Origin of the sequence: Uliginosibacterium sp. 31-16 (assembly GCF_030730865.1) — a bacterium.
Lineage (GTDB): Bacteria > Pseudomonadota > Gammaproteobacteria > Burkholderiales > Rhodocyclaceae > Uliginosibacterium.
The window spans coordinates 351,560-378,245 of the sequence record NZ_JAVALZ010000001.1; the positions used below are offsets into that span (position 1 = coordinate 351,560).

The 26,686-nt window shown below is 63.1% G+C and carries 20 protein-coding genes; 15 read left to right on the forward strand and 5 right to left on the reverse strand.

Annotation, left to right across the window (positions count from 1 at the left end; all coding sequences use genetic code 11):
• The first annotated feature begins 3 nt into the window (after positions 1–3).
• The 15 genes from Q9Q94_RS01655 to Q9Q94_RS01725 all read left to right on the forward strand — a co-directional run bounded on the left by Q9Q94_RS01655 (position 4) and on the right by Q9Q94_RS01725 (position 19,063).
• Complete coding sequence (locus Q9Q94_RS01655) at positions 4–1,005, forward strand: PhoH family protein (protein WP_305978280.1); 1,002 nt, start codon at positions 4–6, stop codon at positions 1,003–1,005.
• Between the two features lie 12 nt (positions 1,006–1,017).
• Positions 1,018–1,698 (forward strand): N-acetylmuramate alpha-1-phosphate uridylyltransferase MurU, encoded by a 681-nt coding sequence (gene murU / locus Q9Q94_RS01660; protein WP_305979465.1) that lies wholly within the window; start codon positions 1,018–1,020, stop codon positions 1,696–1,698.
• A gap of 63 nt (positions 1,699–1,761) precedes the next feature.
• Positions 1,762–3,087: a Xaa-Pro aminopeptidase gene (gene pepP / locus Q9Q94_RS01665; RefSeq protein ID WP_305978281.1), complete on the forward strand. Its 1,326-nt coding sequence runs from the start codon at positions 1,762–1,764 to the stop codon at positions 3,085–3,087.
• A gap of 5 nt (positions 3,088–3,092) precedes the next feature.
• A complete protein-coding gene (locus Q9Q94_RS01670) occupies positions 3,093–4,241 on the forward strand; it encodes an FAD-dependent oxidoreductase (RefSeq protein WP_305978282.1) in 1,149 nt (382 codons plus the stop codon).
• Between the two features lie 104 nt (positions 4,242–4,345).
• Positions 4,346–5,500: a hypothetical protein gene (locus Q9Q94_RS01675; RefSeq protein WP_305978283.1), complete on the forward strand. Its 1,155-nt coding sequence runs from the start codon at positions 4,346–4,348 to the stop codon at positions 5,498–5,500.
• A gap of 42 nt (positions 5,501–5,542) precedes the next feature.
• Positions 5,543–6,412 (forward strand): LysR family transcriptional regulator, encoded by an 870-nt coding sequence (locus tag Q9Q94_RS01680; protein ID WP_305978284.1) that lies wholly within the window; start codon positions 5,543–5,545, stop codon positions 6,410–6,412.
• 266 nt (positions 6,413–6,678) lie between these two features.
• Positions 6,679–8,679, forward strand: a complete 2,001-nt coding sequence (locus Q9Q94_RS01685; RefSeq protein WP_305978285.1) for a twitch domain-containing radical SAM protein — start codon at positions 6,679–6,681, stop codon at positions 8,677–8,679.
• Between the two features lie 270 nt (positions 8,680–8,949).
• Positions 8,950–9,186 (forward strand): hypothetical protein, encoded by a 237-nt coding sequence (locus Q9Q94_RS01690; RefSeq protein WP_305978286.1) that lies wholly within the window; start codon positions 8,950–8,952, stop codon positions 9,184–9,186.
• Positions 9,187–9,251: 65 nt separating this feature from the next.
• Complete coding sequence (locus Q9Q94_RS01695; protein ID WP_305978287.1) at positions 9,252–9,953, forward strand: response regulator; 702 nt, start codon at positions 9,252–9,254, stop codon at positions 9,951–9,953.
• Positions 9,950–11,281, forward strand: a complete 1,332-nt coding sequence (locus tag Q9Q94_RS01700) for an ATP-binding protein (protein WP_305978288.1) — start codon at positions 9,950–9,952, stop codon at positions 11,279–11,281. The genes Q9Q94_RS01695 and Q9Q94_RS01700 overlap by 4 nt, the downstream gene beginning before the upstream one ends.
• 252 nt (positions 11,282–11,533) lie before the next feature.
• A complete protein-coding gene (locus Q9Q94_RS01705; protein WP_305978289.1) occupies positions 11,534–13,936 on the forward strand; it encodes a methyl-accepting chemotaxis protein in 2,403 nt (800 codons plus the stop codon).
• Positions 13,937–14,017: 81 nt separating this feature from the next.
• A complete protein-coding gene (gene dacB, locus Q9Q94_RS01710) occupies positions 14,018–15,439 on the forward strand; it encodes a D-alanyl-D-alanine carboxypeptidase/D-alanyl-D-alanine-endopeptidase (protein ID WP_305978290.1) in 1,422 nt (473 codons plus the stop codon).
• Positions 15,440–15,643: 204 nt separating this feature from the next.
• On the forward strand, positions 15,644–16,132 hold the full coding sequence (locus Q9Q94_RS01715) for a hypothetical protein (RefSeq protein ID WP_305978291.1): 489 nt from the start codon (positions 15,644–15,646) through the stop codon (positions 16,130–16,132).
• 79 nt (positions 16,133–16,211) lie between these two features.
• The gene (locus tag Q9Q94_RS01720; RefSeq protein ID WP_305978292.1) at positions 16,212–17,456 is read left to right on the forward strand and encodes a DEAD/DEAH box helicase; all 1,245 of its coding nucleotides are present in this window, start codon (positions 16,212–16,214) and stop codon (positions 17,454–17,456) included.
• Between the two features lie 1,085 nt (positions 17,457–18,541).
• Complete coding sequence (locus Q9Q94_RS01725; RefSeq protein ID WP_305978293.1) at positions 18,542–19,063, forward strand: pentapeptide repeat-containing protein; 522 nt, start codon at positions 18,542–18,544, stop codon at positions 19,061–19,063.
• A 359-nt stretch (positions 19,064–19,422) separates the two neighbouring features.
• Here Q9Q94_RS01725 and argJ read toward each other — a convergent pair whose 3' ends face one another.
• From argJ to Q9Q94_RS01750, 5 genes are all read right to left on the reverse strand, one after another.
• Positions 19,423–20,661, reverse strand: coding sequence for a bifunctional glutamate N-acetyltransferase/amino-acid acetyltransferase ArgJ (gene argJ, locus Q9Q94_RS01730; RefSeq protein ID WP_305978294.1), 1,239 nt, complete (start codon positions 20,659–20,661; stop codon positions 19,423–19,425).
• A gap of 125 nt (positions 20,662–20,786) precedes the next feature.
• Complete coding sequence (locus Q9Q94_RS01735) at positions 20,787–22,244, reverse strand: HDOD domain-containing protein (protein ID WP_305978295.1); 1,458 nt, start codon at positions 22,242–22,244, stop codon at positions 20,787–20,789.
• A gap of 261 nt (positions 22,245–22,505) precedes the next feature.
• The gene (locus Q9Q94_RS01740) at positions 22,506–24,398 is read right to left on the reverse strand and encodes a potassium transporter Kup (protein WP_305978296.1); all 1,893 of its coding nucleotides are present in this window, start codon (positions 24,396–24,398) and stop codon (positions 22,506–22,508) included.
• An 18-nt stretch (positions 24,399–24,416) separates the two neighbouring features.
• Complete coding sequence (locus Q9Q94_RS01745) at positions 24,417–25,097, reverse strand: response regulator (RefSeq protein WP_305978297.1); 681 nt, start codon at positions 25,095–25,097, stop codon at positions 24,417–24,419.
• Positions 25,090–26,643, reverse strand: coding sequence for a DUF4118 domain-containing protein (locus tag Q9Q94_RS01750; RefSeq protein ID WP_305978298.1), 1,554 nt, complete (start codon positions 26,641–26,643; stop codon positions 25,090–25,092). The genes Q9Q94_RS01745 and Q9Q94_RS01750 overlap by 8 nt, the downstream gene beginning before the upstream one ends.
• Positions 26,644–26,686: the final 43 nt, after the last annotated feature.

Genomic DNA, 26,686 nt, shown 5'->3' on the forward strand with positions numbered 1-26,686 from the left:
ATCGTGGCCACTTCCGACAAGATATCGCCTGCAAAACCGCGCTCCCTGCAATTGTCGCTGGAGCCGGTCGACAATACCCGCCTTGCCAATCTGTGCGGCACCCTGGACGAAAACCTGCGCCAGATCGAAGCCGCCTACGACGTGGCCATCTCCCGCCGCGGCGAGCACCTGACCGTGCGCGGCGATGCGGCCCAGATCAACATTGCCCGCAACGCCCTGCAGGCGTTCTACAAGCGCGCCGAGCAGCACCTCACGGTGGAAGACATCCAGCTTGGCCTGATCGAACTCGCCAAGCGCGACGAGACCAGCCCGGCCGCACCCACGCTGCTCACCCGCCGCGCCGACCTGCACGGCCGCACGCCGCGCCAGAACGAATACCTGCGCGCCATCCAGTCGCACGACATCACCTTCGGCCTCGGCCCTGCCGGCACCGGCAAGACCTATCTGGCGGTGGCCTGCGCGGTGGATGCGTTCGAGCGCGAGCAGGTGCAGCGCATCATCCTGACGCGCCCGGCGGTGGAGGCCGGTGAGCGTCTGGGGTTCCTGCCCGGTGATCTGGCGCAGAAGGTCGACCCCTACCTGCGCCCGCTCTACGACGCGCTCTACGATCTGATGGGCTTCGACCGCGTGGCCAAGATGTTCGAGCGCCAGTGCATCGAAATCGCCCCGCTGGCCTTCATGCGCGGCCGCACCCTGTCGAATGCTTTCATCATTCTCGACGAAGCACAGAACACCACACCGGAACAGATGAAGATGTTCCTCACCCGCATCGGCATCGGCTCACGCGCCGTGGTTACCGGCGATCTGACCCAGATCGACCTGCCGCGCGGCCACAAGAGCGGCTTGCTCGACGCCGTACGCACCCTGGGTGATGTGCGCGGCATCGCCTACACCCGCTTCGCCAAGGAAGACGTGGTGCGCCACCCGCTGGTCGCGCGCATCGTCGACGCTTACGAACGTGCCGCTTCCGGCCTGAGCGGCGCCAGCAACAACGAGGAGTCCTGAACGATGAAAGCCATGATTCTCGCCGCCGGCCGCGGCGAACGCATGCGCCCGCTGACCGATCTGTGCCCCAAACCATTGCTCAGCGTGGGCGGAAAACCCCTGATCGTGTGGCACATCGAACGCCTGGCACGCGCCGGCATCCACGAAATCGTGATCAACCATGCGCATCTGGGCCACAAGATCGAAGAGACTCTCGGCCGGGGCGCCGAGTGGGGCGTACAGATCGATTACTCGGCAGAGGACAAAGCCCTGGAAACCGCCGGCGGCATCGCCAACGCCCTCCCGCTGCTCGGCGACGCACCTTTCCTGGTGGTCAATGGTGACGTGTATTGCGAACTGGATTACGGCATCTTCTGTGCCCGCGCGGTCACCCGCATGACCCAGGGCAACCTCGCCCATCTGGCGCTGGTCGACAACCCGCCACACCACCCGCAGGGCGATTTCGTGCTGGACGCCAGCGGCCGCATCTCGCGCGACGGCGGCTCGCTGCTGACCTTCTCCGGCATTGGTGCTTACCGTCCCGAAATGTTCCGCAACATCGAGCCCGGCAGCAAGGCCAGACTGGCGCCCCTGCTGTTTGGTGCCATCGATGCCGGACGTCTGACCGGTCAGCACTATCAGGGGCGCTGGGAAGACGTTGGCACGCCTGAACGTCTGAGCGCACTGGATGTCGAATTGAAGACCAAGGCCTGAACGCCAGCCAGCAAGAGCCGCGTCTGTCACTCCTGCGAAAAAAACCTGACACACAATATTCCGATGACATTCGACCCGAAACCTTTCGCCGCCCGCCGTGCCCGTCTCGCTGAACAGCTTCGTTCAGCAGGGGGTGGCGTCGCCGTCATCCCTACCGCGCCTGAACGCGTCCGCAACCGCGACAGTGACTACCCCTATCGCCATGACAGCTACTTCCATTACCTCACCGGCTTCACCGAGCCGGAAGCGGTGCTGGTGCTGATTGCCGGCGAAGCGGAAACGAAAAGCATCCTGTTTTGCCGCGCCAAGCACGAAGAACGCGAGGTCTGGGACGGCTTCCGTTACGGTCCTGCCGCAGCCGGCGAACGCATCGGCGCCGACGAAGCCTGGCCCAACGAAGAGCTCGCAGAACGCCTGCCCAAACTGCTCGGCGACCAGCCCGCGTTGTGGTACTCGCTGGGCCACGACTCCGGCTGGGATGCTCGCATCATGGAGGCACTGAATTCCGTACGTGCCAGCGTGCGCAGCGGCATTGCCGCGCCCGCCGACATTCGCGACGTGCGTGTGCCGCTCGATGAGATGCGCATCTTCAAGGACGCCAGCGAGATCGCCCTGATGCGTCGCGCCGCGGAAATCACCGCCGCCGCCCACCGCCGCGCCATGCAGGCCACCCGGCCGGGGCGCATGGAATACGAGATCGAGGCCGAACTGCTGCACGAATTCCGCCGCAGCGGCAGCCAGTTTCCAGCCTACACCAGCATCGTCGCAGGTGGCACGAATGCCTGTGTGCTGCACTACAACGACAACAACCAGCTCCTGCGCGATGGCGAACTGCTATTGATCGACGCTGGCTGCGAACTCGACAGCTACGCCGCCGACATCACCCGCACATTTCCGGTCAATGGCCGCTTCGAAGGCGCCGCCCGCGAGGTGTACGCACTGGTGCTCGCCGCGCAGAAAGCAGCCATCGCGGCTTGCCACATCGGCAGCAATTTCAACTCCCCGCACGACGCGGCCGTACAGATCCTGGCGCAGGGCATGCTGGATCTGAAGCTGCTCAGCGGCAGCCTCGACGAAGTCATCGAAACCGGAGCCTTCCGCCGCTTCTACATGCACCGCACCAGCCATTGGCTGGGGCTGGACGTACACGATGCCGGTGAATACAAGCACATGGGGCGCTGGCGCGATCTGGAGCCCGGCATGGTGCTGACCATCGAGCCCGGCTGCTACATCCGCCCGGCCGATGACGTACCTGAAGCCTTCTGGAATATCGGCGTGCGCATTGAAGACGACGTGCTGATCACCGCCAACCGTCCAGACGTACTGACCAGCGCAGCGCCGAAGTGCATCAAGGACATCGAGGCCTGCATGGCCGAGGCCCAAGGCTGAATGCCATGAACCATCCGGCCGACGACATCGCCATCATCGGCGCCGGTCCGCTCGGGCTGGCCACGGCGCTGGCACTCGCCCGTCGCGGCCACACACCGCAAATTTTCGACGCCCGGTCCGCCGCAGCCAGCCAGACCGACAGCCGCATCCTCGCGCTCTCGCAAGGCAGTCGCGACCTGCTCGAACTGCTCGGCGCCTGGCCGGCTGCACAGGCCACGCCAATCCGGCGTATCCTCGTCTCGCAGCAGGGTCACTTCGGCCAGACCCATCTGGACGTCACCGAGCAGCGCGTGGCCGCGCTCGGCTACGTCGTTCCAGCCCGCCATCTGACCGCAGCCTTGCAGGCAAGCGCCCGCGCCTGGGGCCTCCGCGTAGCTTATGACACACGCGCCAAGCTGCAGCACGCAGACTCCACTCAGGCCAGTCTGCAAATCACCCATGCCGACGCCAGCCTGCACGAAGTGCGGACCAGCCTGATCGCCCACTGCGAAGGCCACATTCCGGATGCCGAAGTCGCGCTCAGCCGCGACTACGACCAGCACGCCCTGCTCTGCCGCGCCACCCCCGCCACACCCCACGAAAACCTCGCACACGAACGCTTCACTCCCCAAGGGCCTCTGGCCCTGCTGCCCCACGGCAGCGACTACGCCGTCGTGTGGACCGTGTCCGCCGCCCGCGCTGACGCCCTGATGAGCGCGCCGGACACCGAATGGCTGGCACAGATCCAGGCCGCCATCGGCCCGCATATCCAGCTCACGAACATCAGCGAGCGTGCGCGCCACCCGCTCGGCCTGCGCATGCGCAGTCAGACCACCGGACCGCGTTGCGTATGGCTGGGCAACGCTGCCCAGACCCTCCACCCCGTAGCCGGCCAGGGTTTCAATCTGGCGCTGCGCGACGCCTGGGAACTCGCCGACACCCTGACCGGCGCCGCCGACCCTGGCGCGCCGGATCTGCTCGCCCGCTACGCCCGGCGCCGCCAGCCCGACCGCCAGGGAGCAGCCCGCTTCACCGACCTGCTCGTCCGCAGCTTCTCCAACGACCAGCCCCTGCTCGCTGCTGCACGCGGCGCAGGCCTGCTGGCCCTGGACGCCCTGCCGCCCTTGCGCGGTTTTGTGGCGCGACGGATGATTTACGGAGCACGAAACTTTTAAGGATTGAGCGCATCACGTGTCGCAGGAGCGACCTCTGGCCGCGCGCGCTTGGCACTCCTTGCCAAGCCAACGCGTGTATCCATAGCACTTAGACAACATTCAGCATGATCAGCCAGCGCTCACTCCATTTTTTTGCTCTCGGAATCCTTTTGGTTTTTCATGTGCTTGCTGCAAAGGCCACCAGCACACAGTCAGACTTGATCGGCGTCTGGCACAGCTCGCTTGGCAAACAGCGCATCGTTGCTTGCTGGGATAGCTCAGGGGGTATTTATTACCCCCTGAACAAACCCGTCGGTGTTTCTTTCTCTGCCTCAGATGAAACTGACCGGATCTGGGTGGAGAACAGCAGCGCGCAAACCCCGGACGGGGCAGGAATTTCGTGGGAATTCGAAAAGATCGCAAATGGCAGGATTTCCGGCGCCCGCAAGATCCAGGGCAAGACAGAAGCCATCCACCTGACCCGTGTGCAAACCACCATCAAGGGCAAAGAGACTCAAGAGGACTGCAGATTTCCCGGCAGCAGCACCAGACTGTACGACGCCTTCAACGCGCCACGCCTGAATGCCGCGGTCATTAAATCGGGGGGATTAGCCACTTTCATGGGGAAGCCCTACAAAGCAATCACTGCACTAAACGGCGAAGTTGCCTCGGTCGAGTTGCTCGGTGGCGATAGCACCGTGAACACGGGCAACGAGGCTCTACGCAAGGAATTCATGAATAACATTGTTTTAAGCTTCGCTTGTCGTGATGACGGCTCAGATCGTTCTTACTCTCAGAGCAAGGTTCGTCTGCGCTTCTGGAATGCAGATTGGCTATCCTGGTCATCACACGGCGCAGACTATTGTGGTGGCCCTCATCCTTCTTTTGGTTTTGTCACCAAAACAATCGATTTGCACACTGGGCAAGAAATCAACCTCTGGAACTGGCTTCGTCTGGTCAAGAAGCAAGACAGACACCCCGGCCAGATCTGCGAGTTTTTGAAAAATCGCTGCCTTCCAGAAAAGCTTGGCAGACTTGTCAGAAGAGCAAAGGGATCTTACGAAGACAGGTCCTGCAAGGACGGGGACTTTCACGACATGGTGGATGGTGGTTACACGATCGGGATCAACGAGCGTGGCCTCGCCTTCATCCCGGATCTGGCCGAGCCGGACCGCGGCATGCGTCCCTGCTATGCCCGCTACACCATCCCGTTTTCAGACTTGCAGCCATACCTGACCGAAGCCGGACTGGCAGCAGTCGGCCGAATCCTTAATCTTTGATCACATAACCATACAAGGTGCGCACGACGCCCCCTACCAACCATGAACCTCCACCTCCTGCGCATCTTCGCCGCCGTCGTCGAACAGAAAAGCTTCTCGCGTGCCGCCGAGGTGCAGGGCGTGAGCCAGCCGGCAGTCTCCAAGGCGGTGCGCGAACTGGAAGACCAGTTGCAGGTGGTGCTGCTGGAGCGCGGCGGGCGTTCATTCCGCCCCTCGGAAGCCGGGCAGATGCTCTACAAGTACGCGCGCGGGATCTTCGCGATGGAACGCGCGGCAGTCGAGGCAGTGCAGGCCTACTCCGAACTGGAGCGCGGCAACCTGACCATCGGCGCCTCGACAACGATTGCCGCATACTGGTTGCCGAAGTACATCGCAGAGTTTTCCGGCCAGCATCCGGGCGTGACGGTGCGCCTGCTCTCGGGCAACACGAAGCAGGTGGCGCAATGGCTGCTTGATTGCGACGTGGATGTGGCACTGGTTGAAGGCAGCATTGATGACGAACGCCTGGAAATCCGTCCCTGGCGTCGTGAGCGCATGCTCATCGTGGCTGCAGCCAAGACCTTCCCCGCCGGCCGCAAGCAGCGCGCGGCCGATCTGTCTTCGCAGCTTTGGCTGCTGCGCGAGCCCGGTTCGGGCAGCCGCTCGGTCGTCGAACGCGAAATGGAGCGGCTGGAGATCAAACCCGTCCGCACGCTGGAGGCCGGCAGCAACGAGATCATCGTGCAGATGGCTGCTGCCGGGCTGGGGCTGGGGCTGGTGCCCGAAGTCGCCGCCGCTGACGCTCTGGCGCTGGGCCGGATACAGATCATTGAACTCGCCGAAGGCGAAATCAGCCGCGAACTGTATCGTCTGCGCCTGCCGCGCCGTCCGATCAGTCAGGGCGCCCTGGCCTTTGAAGCGATGATTGGCTGAAAAAACAGGCCCCGTCAGCCCACCGCGACAAAGCAATACTCGTTCGGAGACGGGATTCAGTTCCTGGATGCAGGCTCAGACGGCCTGCGACAAATTGCTTGTCGCTCCGCGACTTTCCATTCGACCAAAAGGGCGAATTGCCCCTGCTGTGTTGCGACGCGTATGCTTGCAGCAATACTCCACATCCTTGATGCCGAAGCCACTTTTTCTCTTGGCTTGCAGGTAAAAACCAAAGCCATGGATAGATCATGCAGGAGGGTTCCAGCATGCAGGACAACAGCACACCCAGCGACACCGAGCACACTCAATACATGCAAGCCAAGGACCTCCTCGCCAGAGGATGTCTCGCGGATGCTGCTGATGTTCTCGCTTCACTGGTCCTAGCCGGTACGGAGCTACCTGATCCTTACTATGAACTGGGGCTGCTCGCCGCCGACCAGAACGACGACGAAACAGCGACTTCGCTCCTTGCCATCTGCCTGGAGAAATCGCCCCAGCACTTCCCGGCCAGACGCATCCTCGCCCGCATCCATGCCCGACAGCAGCGCTTCGATGCTGCGCTTGCTGCAATGAGCCCGATATTGCGATCTCCGCCTGTCGCCTCCGAGGACTACAACCTTGTTCGCGAGCTATTGGGTGACGCGCCAGAAATCACTCCCGTCACCTGGATCCGGCTAGTGCAGGACCTGAAGACGCTTTCACCCAAGCAGCGCCAGGCGCTTGATGAAGCCAGCAACCTGCAGGCCCGGATCGCCACACTGACCGAAGAAAATGACCGGGCGCTGAGCACGCTGGATTCGGTCAGGAACCTGCTGAGCGCGTCTGCCAGCGAAAATACAGGTCACGAGTCCTTTGATTCCATCAGATCGCTCCTGGACAGCAGCCCCCCTGACAGGAATGCAACGGATAGATTTGCACCACATTTCTGCATTCTTCCCTGGAGACATCTGAATCTGAAAGAAAACGGAAGTGTCCGGATTTGCTGTCAGGGCCCAGAACTGAAAGACGCACACGGCAACGCGCTGACGCTCTACGAACACTCGGTCATGGAAATATGGAACTCGCCAAGCATGAGGCTCGTCCGCAGCGCCATGCTCTCGGGAATCCGCGTTCCGGAATGCCGGAAATGCTGGGTCGTGGAAGATCATGGGGGGATCAGCAGGCGGATCGAAACGAATAACACCATTCCGGATCCCGGCGTGGTCTTTCGACAATTGAAACAGCAATCAGAAGCCAGCATGTTCCAATGCAGCGAGCCTCCATCGGAATATCAACTCGACATGGGAACAGCCTGCAACCTGAAATGCAGAACGTGCTCCAGCATTTCGAGCTCGAAGATCGCCTCGGATCCTGTCAATCGCAAATGGGAGGAAAGCGGTAATTTCAATACGGAACTGATCGGCCCAAACGGATACACGCTGATTCAATTGCCGGAAGATCACCCTCGTGATCCGGTTCGTTTTGGAACACAACGTGCCTGGTACGAAGACGACAAGTTCCTGTTTGATGAATTGCTGGCACAACCGGAAAAAATCAGATGCCTGCACGTGATTGGCGGCGAACCGCTGGCCGTAAAGAAATTCCTGCCGGTCATCCAGCATCTGAAGAACAAAGGGGCCCCGAGAAACACCACGATCGCCATCACGACCAATGGAACAATCCTCAACAAGCCTCTGATCGAAGCCATGGAGGGTTTTGGATTGACGTCGGTCTCCCTGAGTTTTGACGGGATTGGTGATCAATTCGAATACATACGCTATCCCGGCAAATGGCATGACTTCGTCAGTAATCTCGACCAGTACAAGAAGATGAACGTACTCCTGTCGGCCATTCCAACATTTCATGCCTATAACGCACTGAACTTTGCTGATCTTCTGCGCTTTTGCGACACTCATGGCATCCGGTCGATTTTCAACCCTCTGCGAAATCCAGGCTTCCTCGCGGCAACGGTACTCCCCCCCACTGCACGTAAAGTGGCGGCCCAAAGACTGCGAGACTATGCAGGAGAAACCTGCGTTGCAACCAGCCGGAGTCAGGCGGAAATGCTGATCAATGAACTCGAATCAGCGGGCGAGGCATTTGATCCAGCCAGATTCCGGAAATTCATGTTGTTCACCAACGATCTGGACGCCGCAAGGCGCAACCGCTTCGAAGATACCTATGCCGAGTTGATCGGCTTGTTTGCGCAGGACAGCATTACATGGACACAAGAAACACTTCACGCGAGCTCGTGTGAAATCGACCCGGCTTCAGGTCACATGGCATAGGCAGGCCTGAGGCGCGCACATACCCGGAGACGCCATCCCCGGCTTACCATTTCCGGCAGATCATCGCCGAGACTGCTTCCCTGAATAATCGGCCAGAAAGACGCCTGCTGAGCCGCGCCCAGCCTGCATCTCCAGCCGGCCTTGCCGGAGAGCGCCGGTGCACGCGACTCCGCACGCAGCTTCATGTTTCTTTACACAACAGAAAAAGTAGCGCAACCCATGACGCCTAAAGTCCACCCTGCCAGATCCGGCACAGACCAAGGAAACATCATGGAAAACAATCAGGACTCCTCCGGCAAATCCTGCTGCAACTCTGAAAAATCGCGTTGCGGCAGCAAACGTTGCTGCGTCGGCAAGGCACTGGGCGCACTCGTCGTGCTCGGGCTGGTCGCCAGTGTCGCTTACTGCGCAGGCTCCCGTCAGGCGTCTGCCCGCGTCAGCGCAGTGCCCGGTACAACACTGGCGGCGCAAGCAGATCAGGACAACGTGCCGACGCTGAAACCCTGATGACGCCAATGCTGCTCTTCGGGCACCATGCGCTCTTGCGGAACACCCCCGACCGGACCGAGAGCATGAGCGAACAGATATTGGTGATCGACGACGACAGCGCGCTGGCTGCCATGCTTGGCGAGTACCTCGGACAGCGCGGGCTTGCCGTCAGCGTGGCCAGCACGCTGGCGCAAGGCGAGGCACTGCTGGCTACGCAGCATTTCGATGCGCTGATCCTGGATGGCATGCTGCCGGATGGCGATGGCTTCGACCTGTGTCGCAGCTTGCGCCAGCGCAGCAGCCTGCCGATCCTGATGCTCACCGCACGCGGTGAGGAGATCGATCGCATCGTGGGTCTGGAGCTGGGAGCCGATGACTATCTGCCCAAACCCTTCAATCCGCGCGAACTGCTGGCCCGCCTGCGCTCTCTGCTGCGCCGCTCGCAGCTTGGTGCCATGGCGCCCGGCGAAAGCCTGCGCTTCGGCCGGCTGGAACTGGATCGTGGCGCGGTCGAGGCGCGTCTGGACGGTCACCCCCTCACCCTGACAGCCCATCAGTTCGCCCTGCTGTGGGCGCTCGCCAGCCACGCCGGACGCGTACTCAGTCGCGAGACGCTGCTTGAGCTGGCTCGTGGCGATGCGCTGGAAAATTTCGACCGTTCCATCGACGTGCATATCTCACGCATCCGCGCCGAGATTGAAGATGATCCGCGTGAGCCCCGCCGCATCGTTACCGTGCGCGGCGCCGGCTATGTGTTTGCCCAGCGTCAGGACGACAGCGCATGAAGAAGCCCTGGCCCTGGAAAAGCAGCCTCTGTGACACACAGGACCTGAAGAACCGCTGCGACTGGCGGGCACGTCACCGCGAATGGCATGAGCATCGCAAGCAGCATCGCCATTACATGCACAACCGCCTGTACCGGCAGATCTATCTGAGCTTCATGGCGGTGGTGTTGCTGGTCGGCATCCTCGCTGCGGCAACGGGCTGGCTGGCTGGCGACCGTGGCTCGCGCCCGCTGGATCAGAACACCCGGGCCCTGCTTATCCGCTTGCTGCCTGCCGAGGCCACAGCACAGACACTGAGCGCGACGCTGGGCGAAATCGCCAGCATCATGCATGGCGCGGTGGGGCTCTATACGCCGACAGGCGTTGCCATCGCACGCTCCGGCGACGCCCTGCCGCTGCATCTGGAGGCAGCGCAACTCGCCACCCCCAGCCTCACCCTGCCAGACGGACGCCTGCTGCTGCTGGAATGGGGGCAACGCGCTCACGTTCTTTTCGTGGCCTGGCTGCTGATCTGCTCACTGCTGATTGCGCTGGCCACCTGGCCGGTGGCACGTCGCCTGTCCCGACGCATCGAGCGTTTGCAGCAGCAGGCGGATGTATGGGGTGAAGGGCATTTGTCCGTACGCATGGAGATTGATGGCTGCGACGAAATCGCCGAACTGGCGATCCGCTTCAACCAGGCAGCCGAACGCGTCGAAGCACTGGTGAACGGGCAGCGCGCCATGCTCGCGTCGGCCTCGCACGAGTTGCGCTCGCCGCTGGCGCGCATCCGCATGGCCACCAGCCTGCTCGGTGACGAGCGCCCGGACCTGCAGGATCAGATCGCACGCGACATTGCCGAGCTGGATGCCCTGATCAGTGAACTGCTGCTCGCCAGCCGCCTGTCCAGCGACGCCCCGGCGCTGCGCCGGGAAGATGTCGACCTGCTCGGTCTGGCTGCCGAGGAAGCCCGCCGGGTCGGCGCGGAAGTGTCGGGCGAAGCCATCCTGCTGCAGGCCGATGCACGCCTGCTGCGCCACCTGCTGCGCAATCTGCTGGAGAACGCTCGCCGCCATGGCGCGGGCACGCCCATCCAGATCACGCTGCAACGCAGTGGCGACACGGTGGTGCTGCAGGTCTGCGATCACGGTCCCGGGGTACCCGAGAGCGAGCGCGAGAAAATCTTTGAGCCCTTCTACCGCCTGCCCGGCAGCGCCGAGACCGGTGAGGGCGCAGGCTACGGTCTGGCACTGGTGCGGCGCATCGCCCGCCTGCATGGCGGCGACGTCGCATGCCTGCCGCGCGACACAAACGGCGCCTGCTTCGAGACCCGGCTTCCGCTGCACTGACTCTCCGCAAAGCCGCTTCTGGCGGACATCTGCAGCAAGCATGCGCGCTCAGCCAATACTGTAGCGCTTCTCCGGCACGCCTTCTTGCAGCGCCAATATCCACGCCCCTGAGCACCTTGCTAGCACAAATGCGCACCCTTGGCCTGCGGTTTTCCCCGAATCGACCGTTAACAAGTCAAGGACCATGCTCCACCTGAGCACGCCTCGCTAGTCCGGCGCCAAGCTCTGCGCCCTGCAACAAGGAGAAAATCAATGGCGTCCCCGACAAAACCGGTTGCTTACCTGACGCGTGAGCTGGCAGGCGGCAATACACCGGAACTGATGTTCGAGGGCATCCAGGAGGCCACCCGCAAGCACGGCCAGAATCTGGTCGTGTTCCGTGGCGGCCAGCTGGGCAAGGACCCCGGCTCGGTCATCTATGATCTGATCAATGCCAGCTACCACGGGGTCATCACCTGGGCCTCGTCTGACAATGATGAATTCACCAGCCGGTATTACACGCGTTACGGCAAGGTGCCCGTCGTCACGCTGACCCTGCAGATCCCGCCGCTCCCGGTCGTGACCACCGACAGCTACGCCGGCATGCGTGCGCTGATCGAGCACATGATCACGGTGCATCACAAGAAGAAGATCGCCTTCGTGCGCGGCCCGGAAAGCCATGTGCTGGCGCGGGAGCGCGTGCAGGCCTATCTCGACGTGTTGAAGGAGAATGGCCTGCCGGTCAACGAGCAGCTCCTTTCGCCCTGCGGCAGTTGGGACAAGGGGCGCGGCAGCGAGATGGTGACACTGTTCCTGGACGAACGCCGGCTCGTGCCCGGCCAGGACATCGACGCGCTGATCTGCGTGAATGACAACATCGCCATCGGCGCACTGGATGCGCTGCAGAAACGCGGCGTCCGCGTGCCCGAAGATCTGGCCGTCACCGGTTGCAATGACAGCATCGACGCCAGAGCCACGATGCCCCCCATCACCACCATCGGCTTCCCCAACGACGAGCAGATCGCCGCAGCGCTGGATCTGGTCAATCAGACAGCGTCGGGACAAAAACCGGCAGAGATGACGAAGCTGTCAGGTCGGATCGTCATCGGCCAATCCTGCGGCTGCCCCTCGCATCGCGTCGGGCTGGCAACTTCCGGTCCGACCTCGACGGGCCAGGTGCCCCGTCTGGGCCAACGCTTGGGGCAGACCCTGCAGGCGTTCCTGCCCACCAGCAGAAAGGGCATCGCACTCGCGATGCGGGACGCAATTCTCGAACATCTGGATGGATCACGGCTGCGGCAGGATGTATTGCTGGCTGTCGCAGAAAAGATGCTCGCCGCGTTTCACGAAGAGCTTGGCTGGGGCGGTCAGCGCGGTGCGTTCAAGGCTGCGATGACAGAGGCCGTCAAGACCTTCAGCGCAGAGCGGGTAACGATCGACTTTCTGCATGATTACATCTCGATCATGCGCCGGCGCAGCCTGCCCTCGCTGCGCCGTCGGGCACGTCTGCTCAAGGCCGAGGACATCTGGGCACAAGGCCGCGTCATGCTGAGCGAAGAGGCCAGCCGGCTGCGCCTGGCGTCCAACCTGAAATCCGCCGCACAGGAACGTGCCGTCAGCCAGCTCGGCGCCAAACTCGTCACCACACAGGACACGGCCTCGATCATCAAGCTCGTGCAACAGGATCTGCCCAAGCTGGGCATACCATTGTTCTATCTGGCGCTGTACGACTATGAGCAGGGCGGCGACCGCAAGAAGATCCCGGAACGCCTCAAGGTGCTCACGGCCTACGATGCCACAGGAACCCTGAAATTCGACGGCAAGCAGGCACTCTTCGCGGCAGACGCGCTGATCCCGGCCATCGTCTCGAAGGGTAACAACTGCCCGACCCTTGTGGTGCAGCCCCTCCACTCCAACGACACCCAGCTCGGGCTGGCCATCTTCGGGGTTGGTCCGAGCGATGGCGCCGTGTATGACTCGATCAAGATCCAGCTCTCCAGCGCGCTGTACGGCATGCTGCTGCGCGAGACCCTGCGCGACACGCTGCTCGTCATGGAGGAGAAGGTGGCCGAAGTGGCCGTCAATTCCGAGAAGATCAACCTGAGCGTGCAGGGTGGCTCCACGGCGATGGAGGGTGTGGCGATCAACATCCGCGCGATCTCGCACAACATCCGCGAGGTCCTGCAGGTTGTCAGCAGCGCAGTCACGCTGACCCAGGAAGCCAGCAGCGAAATAGCCACCCTGAACGCGCAGTCGCTCGAAATCAGCAAGATCCTCGGGCTGATCGGCGAGATCGCCAAACGCACCAACCTGCTGGCCCTGAATGCCTCCATTGAGGCCGCCCGTGCAGGGGATGCCGGGCGCGGCTTTGCCGTCGTCGCCGACGAAGTCAAATCGCTGGCGCTGACCACCGCCCAGTCCTCCGAAAGCATCCGCAGCATGATCGGCAACGTGCAGGAGAACACGAAACTGGTGGCATCTTCGATGAACGGAATCAACGAGATCATGAAGAATATCTCCCGTCTCTCGGAAGCCACCTCTGAGGCTGTCGCCGAACAGGAAACCTCGACCAACGACGTGTCCAACACCCTGATCGAATCCGCCCGCGGCACCAGCATGATCGCCGGCGTGCTGGCGGAGATCGACCTGATCGGCAGGAGCGCTGCAAACATCTGAACACCGGACCACTCTGCATGCCACACGGGCAGGACGTTCTTCAGACGCCTGCCCGGCAAGCCTTGCCGTTACAATCGCGGCATGTCATCGCCCCTTCTCCGCCTCATCCTGGCTAGCTTCGCCAGCCTGACACTCTGCGCTCACGCCGCCCTGCCCGACCCCGTCGCCCGCGCAGTGCGCGAAGCCGGTCTGCCGCCGGAATCCGTCGGCCTGTGGATCGCACCAGCCGCCGGGGGTGAGCCCACCCTGCTGCACAACGCCAATACGCTGATGAACCCGGCCTCGGTGATGAAACTCATCACCAGCTATGCCGCGCTCGATCAGCTCGGCCCGGCCTACACCTGGAAAACCGGCGCAGTGCTGCGCGGCCCGCTGCAGGATGGAGTGCTCGATGGCGATCTGGCGATAATCGGCAGCGGCGACCCGTCGCTCACCTGGGATCGTCTCGGTCAGTGGCTACGCGACTGGCGTTCGCGCGGGTTGCGGCAGATCCGCGGCAATATCGTCATCGATGCCAGCCTGATCCCCGCCGCGCCCGTCAGCGCGCCTTTCGATGAAGCCCAGCACCGCGCCTACAATGCCCAGCCGGACGCCTTCCTCGTCAATTTCGGCGCCCTCTCCCTGCGCCTCACACCAACGTTCATCAACGGCCCCGTCGGCGCCGAAGTGCTCACGCCCGCAGCCCCGCTGCGCATCGTCAACCGCCTGCGCAGCAGCAACGGTGCCTGCACCGACTGGCGCTCCGCACTGCGCGGCAGCTTCGTGCCGGAAAGCAACGGCAAGGACAAAGGCATGGTTCTCACGCTGGACGGCCGCCTCTCAGTCAGCTGCGGCGAGCGCCAGCTCAACCTCAAGGTCGACGACAGCCTGCGCTGGGCCAGCCTCGTGATCCGTGCTCAATGGCAGGAGCTCGGCGGATCGTGGTCCGGCGACGCCGTGCGCGGCAGCGTGCCGGTCGGCCTTGTGCCTTTCTCCACCTGGGAGTCGCAAACCCTGCCCGAAGTGCTGCGCGACATGAACAAATGGTCCAACAACGTCATGGCGCGCCAGATTTTCCTAGCCCTTGGCGCCGACGGCGGAGCACAGGGCAGTGACAAGAGCCTCGCCCGCCTGCAGGCATGGATGCCCGCCCAGGGTCTGGACGCCACGCAATGGATCGTCGAGAACGGCTCCGGGCTTTCGCGCAACGAGCGCAGCACCGCCGCCCAGCTCGGCACGCTATTGAGAAGCGCCTGGCGCAGCCCGCGCATGCCCGAATTCGTTATGGGCCTGCCGGTGATCGGCAAGGACGGCACCATGCGCTCGCGCCTGATCGACACCCCGCTTGCCGGACGCGGCTACGTCAAAACCGGCACCCTCGACGGCGTGAAAAGTGCCGCCGGCTATGTGCTCGACGCGCAAGGCAACTGGCAGGCCTTCGCCCTGATCCTCAACCATCCGAAAGCGCCGGGCGCCGAAGCGGTGGTGGAAGCCGTGCTGCGCGGAATCTACGGGATGCAATAGGCCCGGCCCCAGCATCGGCCAGGAGAGCCTGAAGATCCGCGCCCCGCCTTGCTCTCCAGCCAGCATCCCGAAGAGCCTTGCTGCGCGCGGCTCTTCAGAGCACTCCGACACACGTTCCGTCAGCCACATTTGCCCTGCGCCGTGCCACATGCGATCCTGCTCACCACACGGCCAGACCGGCCCCAACACGCGAAAGACACCGCCATGACCCACAACCCGTATCAGGCCCCGGATGCCCGCCTTGATGATCCGGTCATCGTCGCGCAACCCCGGCCCGCAGCGATCTCGCTGGCCTGCCGGATTTTCTGGGTAGTGCTGGCGCTCGGGCTGGTGTCGCTGCTGCCCGCGATCCGCGGCGAATGGTGGCTGGTGCCGGAGGTGGAAGAAACCGGCGTAGAAGGAGCCGCCGAGATGATGCTGATCGGCATGAGCGTATTCGTCCTGATCGCCTCGGCAAGCTACGCGCTCCTCACCTGGCTGATCAGCCGGCGCCACAACTGGGCCCGCTGGACCATGCTCGCCTATCTGGCCTTCGGCTGGTATGTCACGACCGGCGAGCTGTCGCACACCTTCTCCACGGCGCCACTGGCGGGTGCGCTGGACCTGCTGTGCCTGCTGGCCGAAGTCTGGGCCGCCGGCCTGCTGTTCTTCGGCACCGGCGCACGCTGGTTCAAACCCTCCGGCGCGCCCTGAACGGCGGCGGCCAGGCCTGCAGGGCGTGGCCGCGATCACTCGCCTGTCCTCACCGTCACCTCATTGCGCCACGCCCCCGATGCCCTTCACCAATCTTGGTCTTGCCCCCGCCCTGCTGAACGCGCTCGCCGAGCGTGAATTCACCGCCCCCACCGCCATCCAGGCCGCCGCCATTCCAGCCGCCCTGCGCGGGGAGGACATTCTCGGCTCCGCGCCCACCGGCTCGGGCAAGAGCCTCGCCTTTGCCCTGCCCATCCTGCAGCAGCTCGCCGGCCTCAAACGTAAATCCATTTACGGCGCGGCACGCCGCACGCATGCCCTGATCCTCGCCCCGACCCGCGAACTGGCCATCCAGACCGGTGAAGTGCTCAAGGAATTTTCCGCGCATCTGGCCGAACCGGTGAAGGTCGTCGTCGCCTTCGGCGGTGTCTCGCTCAACCCGCAAATGATGGCGCTGCGCGGTGGCGCGGATATTGTCGTGGCCACACCCGGCCGCCTGCTGGATCTCATCGACCACAATGCCCTCAGCATCAGTACGATTGCCACGCTGGTGCTGGACGAAGCCGACCGCCTGCTCGACGCCGGTTTTGCCGACGAGCTGCAGCGCCTTCTGGCCCTGCTCCCCGCCCAACGCCAGACCCTGCTCTTCTCCGCCACCCTGCCGCCCGCCGTCGAAGCACTGGCCGACGCCTTGCAGCGCACACCGACGCGCATCGCCCAGGCTGCGGACGCACCGGAAATCGACCAGCACGCCCTCACCGTCGACGCCCGCACGCGCACCCAGCTTTTGCTGCACCTGATTAAACAAGAAGGCTGGACCCGCGTGCTGGTTTTCGTTGCCACCAAATATGCCTGCGAACTCGTCGCCGACAAGCTCGCCCGGCGCGGCATCCATGCAGCCCCGCTACACGGCGAACTGAGCCAGGGTACCCGCAGCGAAACCCTGGCCGCCTTCAAGGCCGGGCACCTGCATGTACTCGTCGCCACCGACGTGGCCGCACGCGGGCTGGACATCGCCCGCCTGCCAGTGGTCATCAACTACGACCTGCCGCGCGCCGCCGCCGACTACGCCCACCGCATCGGCCGCACCGGCCGCGCCGGCGAACCGGGGCTTGCCATCAGCTTCATCAGCGCCGACACCGAAGCCCACTTCCGCCTGATCGAAAAGCGCATGGGCATCCAGCTGGAACGCGAATACATCGACGGCTTCGAACCCACCGAGCACCCCCAGCCCGGCGCAGCGACCGGCGGCGTGAAAGGCAAACGCAAGAGCAAGAAGGACAAGCTGCGCGAGGCGGCCGCTGCAGCCCGCGACGTAGCGTAGTGTTTTGAGGGCCGATGGCTGAGGAACGGCTCCCGGCGCGGCTCTTCGGACAGGCCCTCTGCAGGGCAAGGCGGGAAGAGGCTCTGCAGGCAATGCCTTGCACAGGATGCGTTGCCGATGTCGAATGCGTACAATCGGCCAGGAACGGCCCCTTAGGGGATGCGCCGAAAGCGGACATTCGTAGGGTGCAATAACCGAAGGGCATTGCACCGAATGGTTACGGAAAACAAACTTGCGCACCGGAAATCGCACCAATATCCGGTGCAATGCGCTAACGCTTATTGCACCCTACGTGCTGAGCGAAGCGAACTGCGCCGAATGAATACTCGCCGCAAGATAATGATTGTTTGGGTTGCTGTCCGGCCCCACGAAGGGAGGCGGGCCTGTTGTTTCGAGTTTTGACATGCGGCGCAGTTCGCTTCGCTCAGTGCGCCCTACTTTTTATTACGCCGTACGCGGTGAGGAACGGCTCCCGGCGCGGCTCTTCGGGCAGGCACTCTGCAGGGCAAGGCGGGAAGCGACTCTGCAGGCAATGTCTTGCGCAGGATGCGTTGCCCATGTCGAATGCGTACAATCGGCCAAGGACCAACGATCACGGATGTGCAACCAGAAGCGACGTTCGTAGGGTGCAATAACCGAAGGGGATTGCACCGAATGGTTACGGCAAACAAACTTGCGCACCGAAAATCGCACCAATATCCGGTGCAATGCGCTAACGCTTATTGCACCCTACGTGCTTGTTGTTTCGAGTTTTGGCATGCGGCGCAGTTCGCTTCGCTCAGTGTGCCCTACTTTTTATTACGCCGTACGCGGTGACTCTTTAGGCACCTACAGCGACAACTACAATGCGTATACCAATAGCAGCACTCATTATCTTTGGAATAATAGTATTCCTCATCACAGGCTTCTGGCCCACGGTGGTAAGTCACACTTTTGGCCAAACAACCTGGGGTCTTTATTCAAGGGAATTCTTTGAGAACGTACTCGTCGAAGCTCATGGCGCAGCCATAGATCTTTTCGTAGTTGGCGTTGTTATGTATTGGTTTGAGAAGCGCAGAGCCGAGGCGGACACAATCAAATCACACATGAATGCGCTGGCAGACCTTCGCTTCTACCGAGGCGCTGACGCTTCGTATCGCCTCCTGGGTGAAATGAAACGTCTTATTGAACTTGGCGTCAGCTCATTTCAGCTCCCCGAAGCAGCGCTCAATAACGTGGAAATTTCAGACCTAACCTTGAAAGGCTCAAACCTTCGCGCTGCCAATTTTGCCAACACTACGTTGACCAGAGTTACGGTTGAGAACTGCGAATGTGATGCAGCCATATTCGCTGGCTCGCGCTTTCAGCACGTAACGCTTCGGAACGTAAAGATTCGCCGCGCGAAATTTCAGGATGCCCGACTCAACGGGTGCGACTTTTCAAATTGCGAACTCCAAAGAGCCGACTTCACTAACGCCGATCTGCGTAGCGCAATTTTCCGGGGAGTTGACTGCCAAGGAGTTACGTTCAAGAACGCTGATCTTCGCAGCGCAAACTTCATCGGAGCAAAAAACCTCAGCCCGGAAGCATTTAAAGACGCGAGAAACAACAAGCATGTCAAGCTGTGACATCCACTTGGCTCAGCGTATAACGGCAGGGGAATCGAACCACCTGTCCAGGTTGCCCCGTTTCATCAAGAGGTTGCCCTCCATCAACAGCACCAGCCCGTTGACTTACAAGCTTAGCACGCCTGCAGAGTGCTCAGACAGCGAACAGAAGGCATGCTTGTTCTCGCACACCTTCGAACCTGTCCCCAGCCTAACTGGGCTGGTCAAGCGGACGCTGCTTACCTTGGGCGTTAAATCGTCCGATTTCCAAAAGTCTGACCGTCCGCTCTGGGTCAAATTCAGACTGTCCCATAAGCACGCCAGACAACAAAAAGCCCGCTACAAAGAGCGGGCTTTTTGTTGTCCAGATCAGGTAGAAATCACGAGCGGTAATCCGCATTGATCTTCACGTAGTCATACGAAAAGTCACAGGTCCACACCGTCGCCGCTGCGGCGCCGCGCGCAAGATCGGCACGCACGGTGATTTCGGCGCTCTTCATGATGCGCGCGCCGGCTTCTTCGACGTAGCTGGCAGCACGGCCACCCTTTTCGGCGACCAGCACCTCTTCCTTGCCATCGCCCAGCCACACGCGCAAGGCGCTCACGTCCAGATCCATCACGCCGGCATAGCCGATGGCGGCGAGGATGCGGCCGAGGTTGGGGTCGGAGGCGAAGAAGGCGGTCTTGACCAGCGGCGAGTGCGCCACGGCGTAGGCGATCTGGCGGCATTCGTCGCGGCTCTTGCCGCCTTCGATGACGATGCTCATGAACTTGGTAGCGCCTTCGCCGTCGCGCACGATGGCCTGGGCCAGCCAGATCGACAGATCGACCACGGCAGCGCGCAACGCTTTGTAATCGGCGGAAGCGGCATCGGTGATGGCCGGCGCACCGGAAGCGCCCGTGGCGATCAGGATGAAACTGTCATTGGTGGAGGTATCGCCATCGACGGTGATGCTATTGAAAGACAAGTCAGCCGCTTCCTTCACCAGCGCATTCAACAGCGGCTGGGCCACGTCGGCATCGGTGGCGAGGAAACCAAGCATGGTCGCCATGTTCGGCTTGATCATGCCGGCGCCCTTGCTCATGCCGGTCAGCGTCACGGTCCTGCCACCGATCTGGACCTGGCGCGAGGCGCACTTGGGCTGGGTGTCGGTGGTCATGATGGCGTGGCAGGCCTCATACCAGCCATCGCTCTTCAACGCGGCTTTGGCAGCGGGCAAGCCCGCCACGAGTTTGTCGACGGTGAGGTGTTCGAGAATCACGCCGGTGGAAAACGGCAGCACCTCGCTGGCCGACACGCCGAGCGCTGCAGCCACTGCGTCGCAGCTGGCACGTGCGTTGGCAATGCCCAGCTGGCCGGTGCCGGCGTTCGCAATGCCGGTATTGATAACCAGTGCGCGGATCGGGCTGGCCGCCAGATGTTCCTTGCAGACCGTAACGGGAGCGGCACAGAAACGGTTCTGCGTGAACACGCCCGCCACGCGGCTGCCGGGGGCGAGCTCGATCAGCGTAAGGTCGCGCCGGTTGAGCTTGCGGATCGCCGCCTCGGCCGTACCCAGACGCACGCCGGCAACCGGCAGGAGTTGATCGGCAAGAGGCAGGGGCAGATTCACGGGCATGGCGCTTCCTTGAGAGGCTTGGAGGGAAGCGCGGATTTTACGGCATTGGCGCGATCACGATGTGGTCTACATGCCCGACGCGAAACAGCCCCGCTCAAGGCCGACCGGTTTTGCGGCAAGCGATGCTACTTCTTGAGTCCCGTCCCACCGGCAGCCACGTACTCGAAGCACAAGGTGGCTTGCTGGACGAAGTGGAGAAAGCCTTGCCAGGTTTCCTCATCGGGAGGATTGCTCGGCTGACGGTCGGCGTAGAAGAAACCGATGACCCGCCCGCCGGCACGCACGGGAGCGAGCATGCCGTCGTACCGGCCGGTCACGGCCACCAGCCGGTCGATGCGGATGCCCTCCGGCGCCTCTCCACGCAGCCAGAAGGTCGCGGATTTTGCGAACATCACGCCAACGATGTCGCCCGCGCGGTTATCCAGTGCGAAACTGAAATGGGCGGCAAGCTTTTCCGCATCGCGCCCGAGCGCGAGTTTGCCGAGAACCTTCGTACGGTCTGCGCTTTGCAAGGCGAACACCGCCCGGCTCATGCCCAGCCCGCGATAGATGCCTTCGAGCACAAGCTGCAGCACTTCGTTGAGGCTGGGCTTGGTAGCCAGCAGCATCGAGAGGTCGCGCAGGATCTTGAGTTGCAACAAGGGGTCGGGCGTCGGATCGGCGACCTCGGCGACCTCGGCGTCGATATCCACCAGCCCGCCTTCCGGTGGCACCGGAATCAGGCGCGCAGCAGCCTCGGCACCAAAATGCGCGGCCACGCGCGCGGCTTCCGCCGCGTTATGTGTCAGCTCTCCGGTGATTTCCTTGAGTGGCCTACCGGTGAAATCGGCGTAGGTTTCCAGCGCAATGCGTGCCTCGGGCGTGTCCCAGCCCCCCTCCACCGCTTTGGCCAGGCGGTAGCCCTGCAGGATGGCCAGTTCGTCATCACTGGGGTGAGCGTGTCCCTCTGCGGCGGCGATCACCATCGGCCCCAGCTGCCACTCCTTGGCCAGAGCGGCGGTCAGATGGCGCAGGCGGAAACCGATGATTTCCATCTGCAGGTCTTCGGGCTTTTCGTCAGGTCGTTCGCACATGGCCTTATCCAGTGCGATGGCCTGTTTGCCACCAAAGCACCAGAAAGCCATCTCGCCCACCTGACCGAGCAGGGTGGCTATGAACACTTCTTCGGCGGCCTTGCTACCTTTGGCAATGGCGGCAGTGCGGGCCTGCACGGCGGCATGGAAGCAACGCGCCATCTCCGCCACCACGCGCTCGCGCAGGCCGCTGGCCAGCAGGGCGTCAACGAGATGGATGGACAGCACGATCTGGCCGACCAGATCGAAACCCAGCACCACGATTGCACGGCTGACCGTGCTGACATGCTGGCGGCCGGGGTTGAAAACCACGCTGTTGGCGAGCTTGAGGACTTTCGCAGTCAGCGCGGCATCCTGCAGGATGACGCGCGAGAGACGACTGGCAGAGGCGGAGTCGTCCTCGGTCACGCTGCGCACCTCCTGCACGGTGCGGCCGAAAACCGGCATGTCGCGGTCCCGGATGCGCGCAATCCAGTCCTGCAAATCTGCCCGTCCCTGCTCGTCTGCCACGCTGTGCTCCCGCTCGTTTAGCTGTACTGCAGGTTCTACGGCGGATTCAGGGCCGCCTTGAGGCTTCAGGTCCCCCTGAATTGCAGCGTTTTGTGTCGTGCGTCACACATGCTCTCCGGCCAGCACGCATGCCCGGAGAGCCGCACCCGGCAACCCTCTTCAGGCAGGCATGCTGCAGATCAGCCATGGTAGAGGCTCTTCACGGAGGCATCCCGCAGACATCCGCCAGATGCGGCTCTCCAGCCCCCTGCCGGGCAACAATCAGATCACCACCCGGCTACCCATTTCCACCACGCGAGCCGTCGGCAGATGGAAGAAATTCGCCGCGCTGGAGGCGTTGCGGAACAGGAACTCGAACAGACGTTCGCGCCACAGCGCCATGCCGCGCACCTCGCTGGCCGGCAGGATGGTTTCGCGATTAAGGAAGTAGGACACCTGCTGTGGGTCAAACGCCAGCCCCTGCTCGGCGCAGCGGGTCAGCGCGGTCGGCAGGTCAGGCTCCTCCATGAAGCCGAAACGCACGAAGACACGCGAGAAGGAGTTGCCCAGACGCTGGACTTCGACCCGGTCCTCGATGGGCACACGCGGCACCGATTCGATGATCACGCTGACGAAAACCGTACGCTCATGCAGCACCAGATTGTGTTTCAGGTTGTGCAGCAAGGAGCTGGGCATCTGCTCGGCACGCGGGTTGAGAAACAGGGCGGTGTGCGGGACCCGGTGGATCGGTTCGGAATCGAGGATGCGGGCAAAGGTTTCCAGCGGCACCGTATCGGCCCGCTGCGCCTCGGCCAGCAACTGGCGCCCGCGTCGCCAGGTGAACAGGGTCACGCTGAGCAGCCCGCCAAAGACCAGCGGGAACCAGCCGCCATCGGCGATTTTCAGGCCGTTTGAGGCGAGAAAGACCAGCTCGATGCCGAACAGGGGAATGAAGATCAGCCCGCAAACCAGCGGCGGCCACTGCCAGTCGCGCAGCGCCACCGAGAAGGCCAGCGCGCTGGTGACCAGCATGGTCAGGGTTACGGCAATCCCGTAGGCCGCCGCCAGACTGCTGGAAGAGCGGAAGCCGATCACGGTCAGCAGCACGAAGACCAGCAGCATCCAGTTCACGAACGGCAGGTAGATCTGGCCCATCTGCGCGCCGGAGGTGTGCTTCACGGCCATGCGCGGGCAGAAGCCGAGCTGGATCAGCTGCAGCGAAACCGAATACGCGCCGGTAATCAGGGCCTGCGAGGCAATCACCGTCGCCAGGGTCGCAATCGCCACCATCGGATAAAGCGCCCAGCCCGGCACCGCCAGGTAGAAGGGATTCGCGGCGGCCGCCGGATCGCTGATCAGCAGGGCACCCTGCCCCAGATAGTTGAGCAGCAGACTCGGCAAGACGAGGCCGAGCCAGCCGTAGCGGATCGGCTTGACGCCGAAGTGCCCCATGTCGGCGTACAGCGCCTCGCCCCCGGTCATGGTCAGGAACACCGCCCCCATGGCGAAGAAGGCCAGCTTCGGGCTGTGCAGCGCAAAGCTGATCGCATGGTGCGGCGAGAGTGCCTCCAGCACCTGCGGATGCGCCACGATGCTGCGCACGCCGATTGCCGCCAGACACAGGAACCAGACAATCACGAAGTAGCCGAAGAAGCCGCCGATGCGCGCCGTGCCATGGTGCTGCACGAGGAACAGGGCGATCAGGATGCCCAGCGTGATCGGCACGACATAGGGCTGGAAGGCGGGGGTGGCCACCTCCAGCCCTTCGACCGCAGAGAGCACCGAAATCGCCGGCGTGATGATGCCGTCACCATAGAACAGCGAGGCGCCGAAGATCCCCAGCGCGATCGCCACGGTTTTCTTGCGCGGCGTATCGGCTGCGCGGGAGAGCACGCGCGCCATCAGCGCCACCACGCCGCCCTCGCCGTGATTGTCGGCACGCAGCACGATCAGCACATACTTGAAGGTCACGATGATCAAGAGGCTCCACACGATCAGCGAGAGCACGCCGAACACGTTCTCCGGCGTCACTGGCAGGGCGTGATGACTGGCGGGATTGAAGGCCTCCTTCAGCGCGTACAGCGGGCTGGTGCCGATATCACCATACACCACGCCGAGCGCGGCCAGCATGAGTTTCGGAAGCGCTTGCGCCGAGGCGCCGTGGGAACTGCTCATGGAATTCTCCGCAAGGGATCAGATCACGAACCGGTAGCCCGTACCGGTTTCGGTGACGAAGTGGCGCGGGCGCGCCGGATCGATTTCCAGCTTGTGTCGCAGATGGCCGACGTAGATGCGCAGGTAATGGGCGCTGTCCACAAAGCTCGGCCCCCATACCTCGCGCAACAGCTGGCGGTGCGTCAGCACCTTGCCCTGCCCGGCAATCATGGCGCAGAGCAGGCGGTATTCAATCGGCGTGAGATGCAGCGCCTCGCCCGCCCGACTGACCCGCCGATGCGCAAAATCCACCTCGACATCACCGAAGCGCAGTACCGGCGTTTCAATGCGCCCGCCCCGGCGCAACAGGGCACGCACCCGCGCCAGCAACTCGCCGCGGGAAAAGGGTTTGATCAGGTAATCATCCGCGCCGGCGTCCAGCGCCTCGATCTTGTCGCGCTCCTGGCTGCGCGCCGAGAGCACCAGCACCGGCAGGCTGCTCCAGGCACGCAGCTCACCGATGAACTGTTTGCCATCGCCATCCGGCAGGCCGAGGTCCAGCACGATCAGCTGCGGGCATTCCGCTGCCAGCAGCTCGCGAGCCTCCGCCATCGAGCCCGCCGCCACGCTGCGCAAGGGCAAGCTGTGCAAGGCATCACAGAGCAGGCTGCGGATCTGCGGCTCATCCTCCAGCACCAGAGCCAGCGGCAACTCATTCATGTGCATCTCCTTCGCCATCCAGCTGCGGAGGTTCTCCGCGTGGCAGGGTGAAAGCAAAGCAGGCGCCGCCTTCCTCACGGTTGGCCGCACTGAGCACGCCACCATGTGCCTCGACGATGATCCTGCAGATCGACAGCCCCAGCCCGAGCCCCGGCACCGAAGCCACGCCCTCGCCGCGCACGAATGGCTCGAACAGCTGCGCCACGGCGGCGGCCGGCAGGCCGGCACCAGCATCCGTCACGCTGACCCGCACGGCATCCGCCTGCAGGGCGGCTTCAATCCGGATCGGTCCGTCTGGCGGGCTGAACTTGGCAGCGTTTTCAAGCAGATTGCAGAGCACCCGCTCGATCAGCACGGCATCGAACTCCAGCAAGGGCAGCTCAGCCGGCAGGTCGATCTCCAGCCGGTGCGTGGCCAGCCGCTCGCCCAGATGGGCGATGGCGGCACCGACGATTTCTTCCAGCGATTGCCAGTCGCGCCGCAAGGCCAGGCGGCTCGATTGCAGGCGCGCCATGTCGAGCAGATTGTTGACCAACTCGCTCATGCGCATGGCCTGCTCGCGCAGCGCGAGGGTCAGCGTGCGAGCCGCCTCGCCCTGTGCATCGAGCAAGGCATCCGCCTGACCGACCATGATCGTCAGAGGAGTGCGCACGTCATGCGACAGGGCCGAGAGAATAGTGCTGCGCAAACGCTCACGCTCCATGTCCAGCGTGGCCTGCTGGGCAACCCTGACGTAATGCAGACGCTCCAGGGCAATCGCCACCAGCAAGGCCACCGCGCCCAGCTGGCGTCGCAGCGCCCTGCCAAGGCTCGCCTCGGGCAGCGAAACCGCCAGCACCCCGCGCCGGCGCATCGGCGCATCCAGCGGCAGGAGCAGCAAACGATGGCCACTGCGCAGCAGGTCTTCCTGTTCATGCACCTGACCGTCGCGCAGCACGGTTTCGACCAGCGCCGGAATCAGGCATTGCCCGGCTGCTGGCAGCACGGCCGCTGCCGCTTCACTGGCCGGACTCAGGCAGCGCACTTGCTCGCTGGAGCTGACCCACCACAACTCGGCCAGCCCGCCAACCTCCTCGCGCATGAAAGCGGCCAGCAGTGTCTGCACCTGGCTCATGTCGATGGCACCGGCCAGCTCACGGGCCAGTTCGTACTGGCGCGTGGCATTGCGCTCTCCCGCCGCAGCCTCTTCGGCCTGCTGCCGCAGCCGGGCCATCAGCTCGGCCAGCAGCAGCCCGACCAGCAGCATCACCGCAAAGGTCAGCAGGTACTGCACATCGCCTACGGCGAAGGACAGGCGCGGCGGCACATGGAAATAATCAAAGGCCAGCACCCCGAGCAGGGCACACCAGGCGGCCGGTCCGCGCGCAAAACGCAGGGCCACGCCCACCACCAGCAGAAGGTAGAGCATGACCAGATTGGAAGGCTCGACCCAGGCCAGCAGCGGGCCCGCCAGCGCCGTGAGCAACGCCACCCCGAGGGTGGCGGTCAGATAGCCGGTGAGTGCGCCGGACCAGTGATTGGCGGGAGAAGGAACGCGAGTATCCATGCCCGGCAGCTTAGCCGCCGGGATGTAAAAAAGTTGCAGAAAT

Coding starts and splice junctions, on each gene's coding strand:
- Q9Q94_RS01680 (WP_305978284.1), top strand. CDS start 5,543: ATGAACCTCCACCTCCTGCGCATCTTCGCCGCCGTCGTCGAACAGAAA.
- Q9Q94_RS01675 (WP_305978283.1), top strand. CDS start 4,346: ATGATCAGCCAGCGCTCACTCCATTTTTTTGCTCTCGGAATCCTTTTG.
- dacB (WP_305978290.1), top strand. CDS start 14,018: ATGTCATCGCCCCTTCTCCGCCTCATCCTGGCTAGCTTCGCCAGCCTG.
- Q9Q94_RS01745 (WP_305978297.1), bottom strand. CDS start 25,097: ATGAATGAGTTGCCGCTGGCTCTGGTGCTGGAGGATGAGCCGCAGATC.
- pepP (WP_305978281.1), top strand. CDS start 1,762: ATGACATTCGACCCGAAACCTTTCGCCGCCCGCCGTGCCCGTCTCGCT.
- Q9Q94_RS01740 (WP_305978296.1), bottom strand. CDS start 24,398: ATGAGCAGTTCCCACGGCGCCTCGGCGCAAGCGCTTCCGAAACTCATG.
- argJ (WP_305978294.1), bottom strand. CDS start 20,661: ATGCCCGTGAATCTGCCCCTGCCTCTTGCCGATCAACTCCTGCCGGTT.
- Q9Q94_RS01670 (WP_305978282.1), top strand. CDS start 3,093: ATGAACCATCCGGCCGACGACATCGCCATCATCGGCGCCGGTCCGCTC.
- Q9Q94_RS01750 (WP_305978298.1), bottom strand. CDS start 26,643: ATGGATACTCGCGTTCCTTCTCCCGCCAATCACTGGTCCGGCGCACTC.
- Q9Q94_RS01715 (WP_305978291.1), top strand. CDS start 15,644: ATGACCCACAACCCGTATCAGGCCCCGGATGCCCGCCTTGATGATCCG.
- Q9Q94_RS01690 (WP_305978286.1), top strand. CDS start 8,950: ATGGAAAACAATCAGGACTCCTCCGGCAAATCCTGCTGCAACTCTGAA.
- Q9Q94_RS01720 (WP_305978292.1), top strand. CDS start 16,212: ATGCCCTTCACCAATCTTGGTCTTGCCCCCGCCCTGCTGAACGCGCTC.
- Q9Q94_RS01705 (WP_305978289.1), top strand. CDS start 11,534: ATGGCGTCCCCGACAAAACCGGTTGCTTACCTGACGCGTGAGCTGGCA.
- Q9Q94_RS01725 (WP_305978293.1), top strand. CDS start 18,542: ATGAATGCGCTGGCAGACCTTCGCTTCTACCGAGGCGCTGACGCTTCG.
- Q9Q94_RS01685 (WP_305978285.1), top strand. CDS start 6,679: ATGCAGGACAACAGCACACCCAGCGACACCGAGCACACTCAATACATG.
- Q9Q94_RS01695 (WP_305978287.1), top strand. CDS start 9,252: ATGAGCGAACAGATATTGGTGATCGACGACGACAGCGCGCTGGCTGCC.
- Q9Q94_RS01700 (WP_305978288.1), top strand. CDS start 9,950: ATGAAGAAGCCCTGGCCCTGGAAAAGCAGCCTCTGTGACACACAGGAC.
- murU (WP_305979465.1), top strand. CDS start 1,018: ATGATTCTCGCCGCCGGCCGCGGCGAACGCATGCGCCCGCTGACCGAT.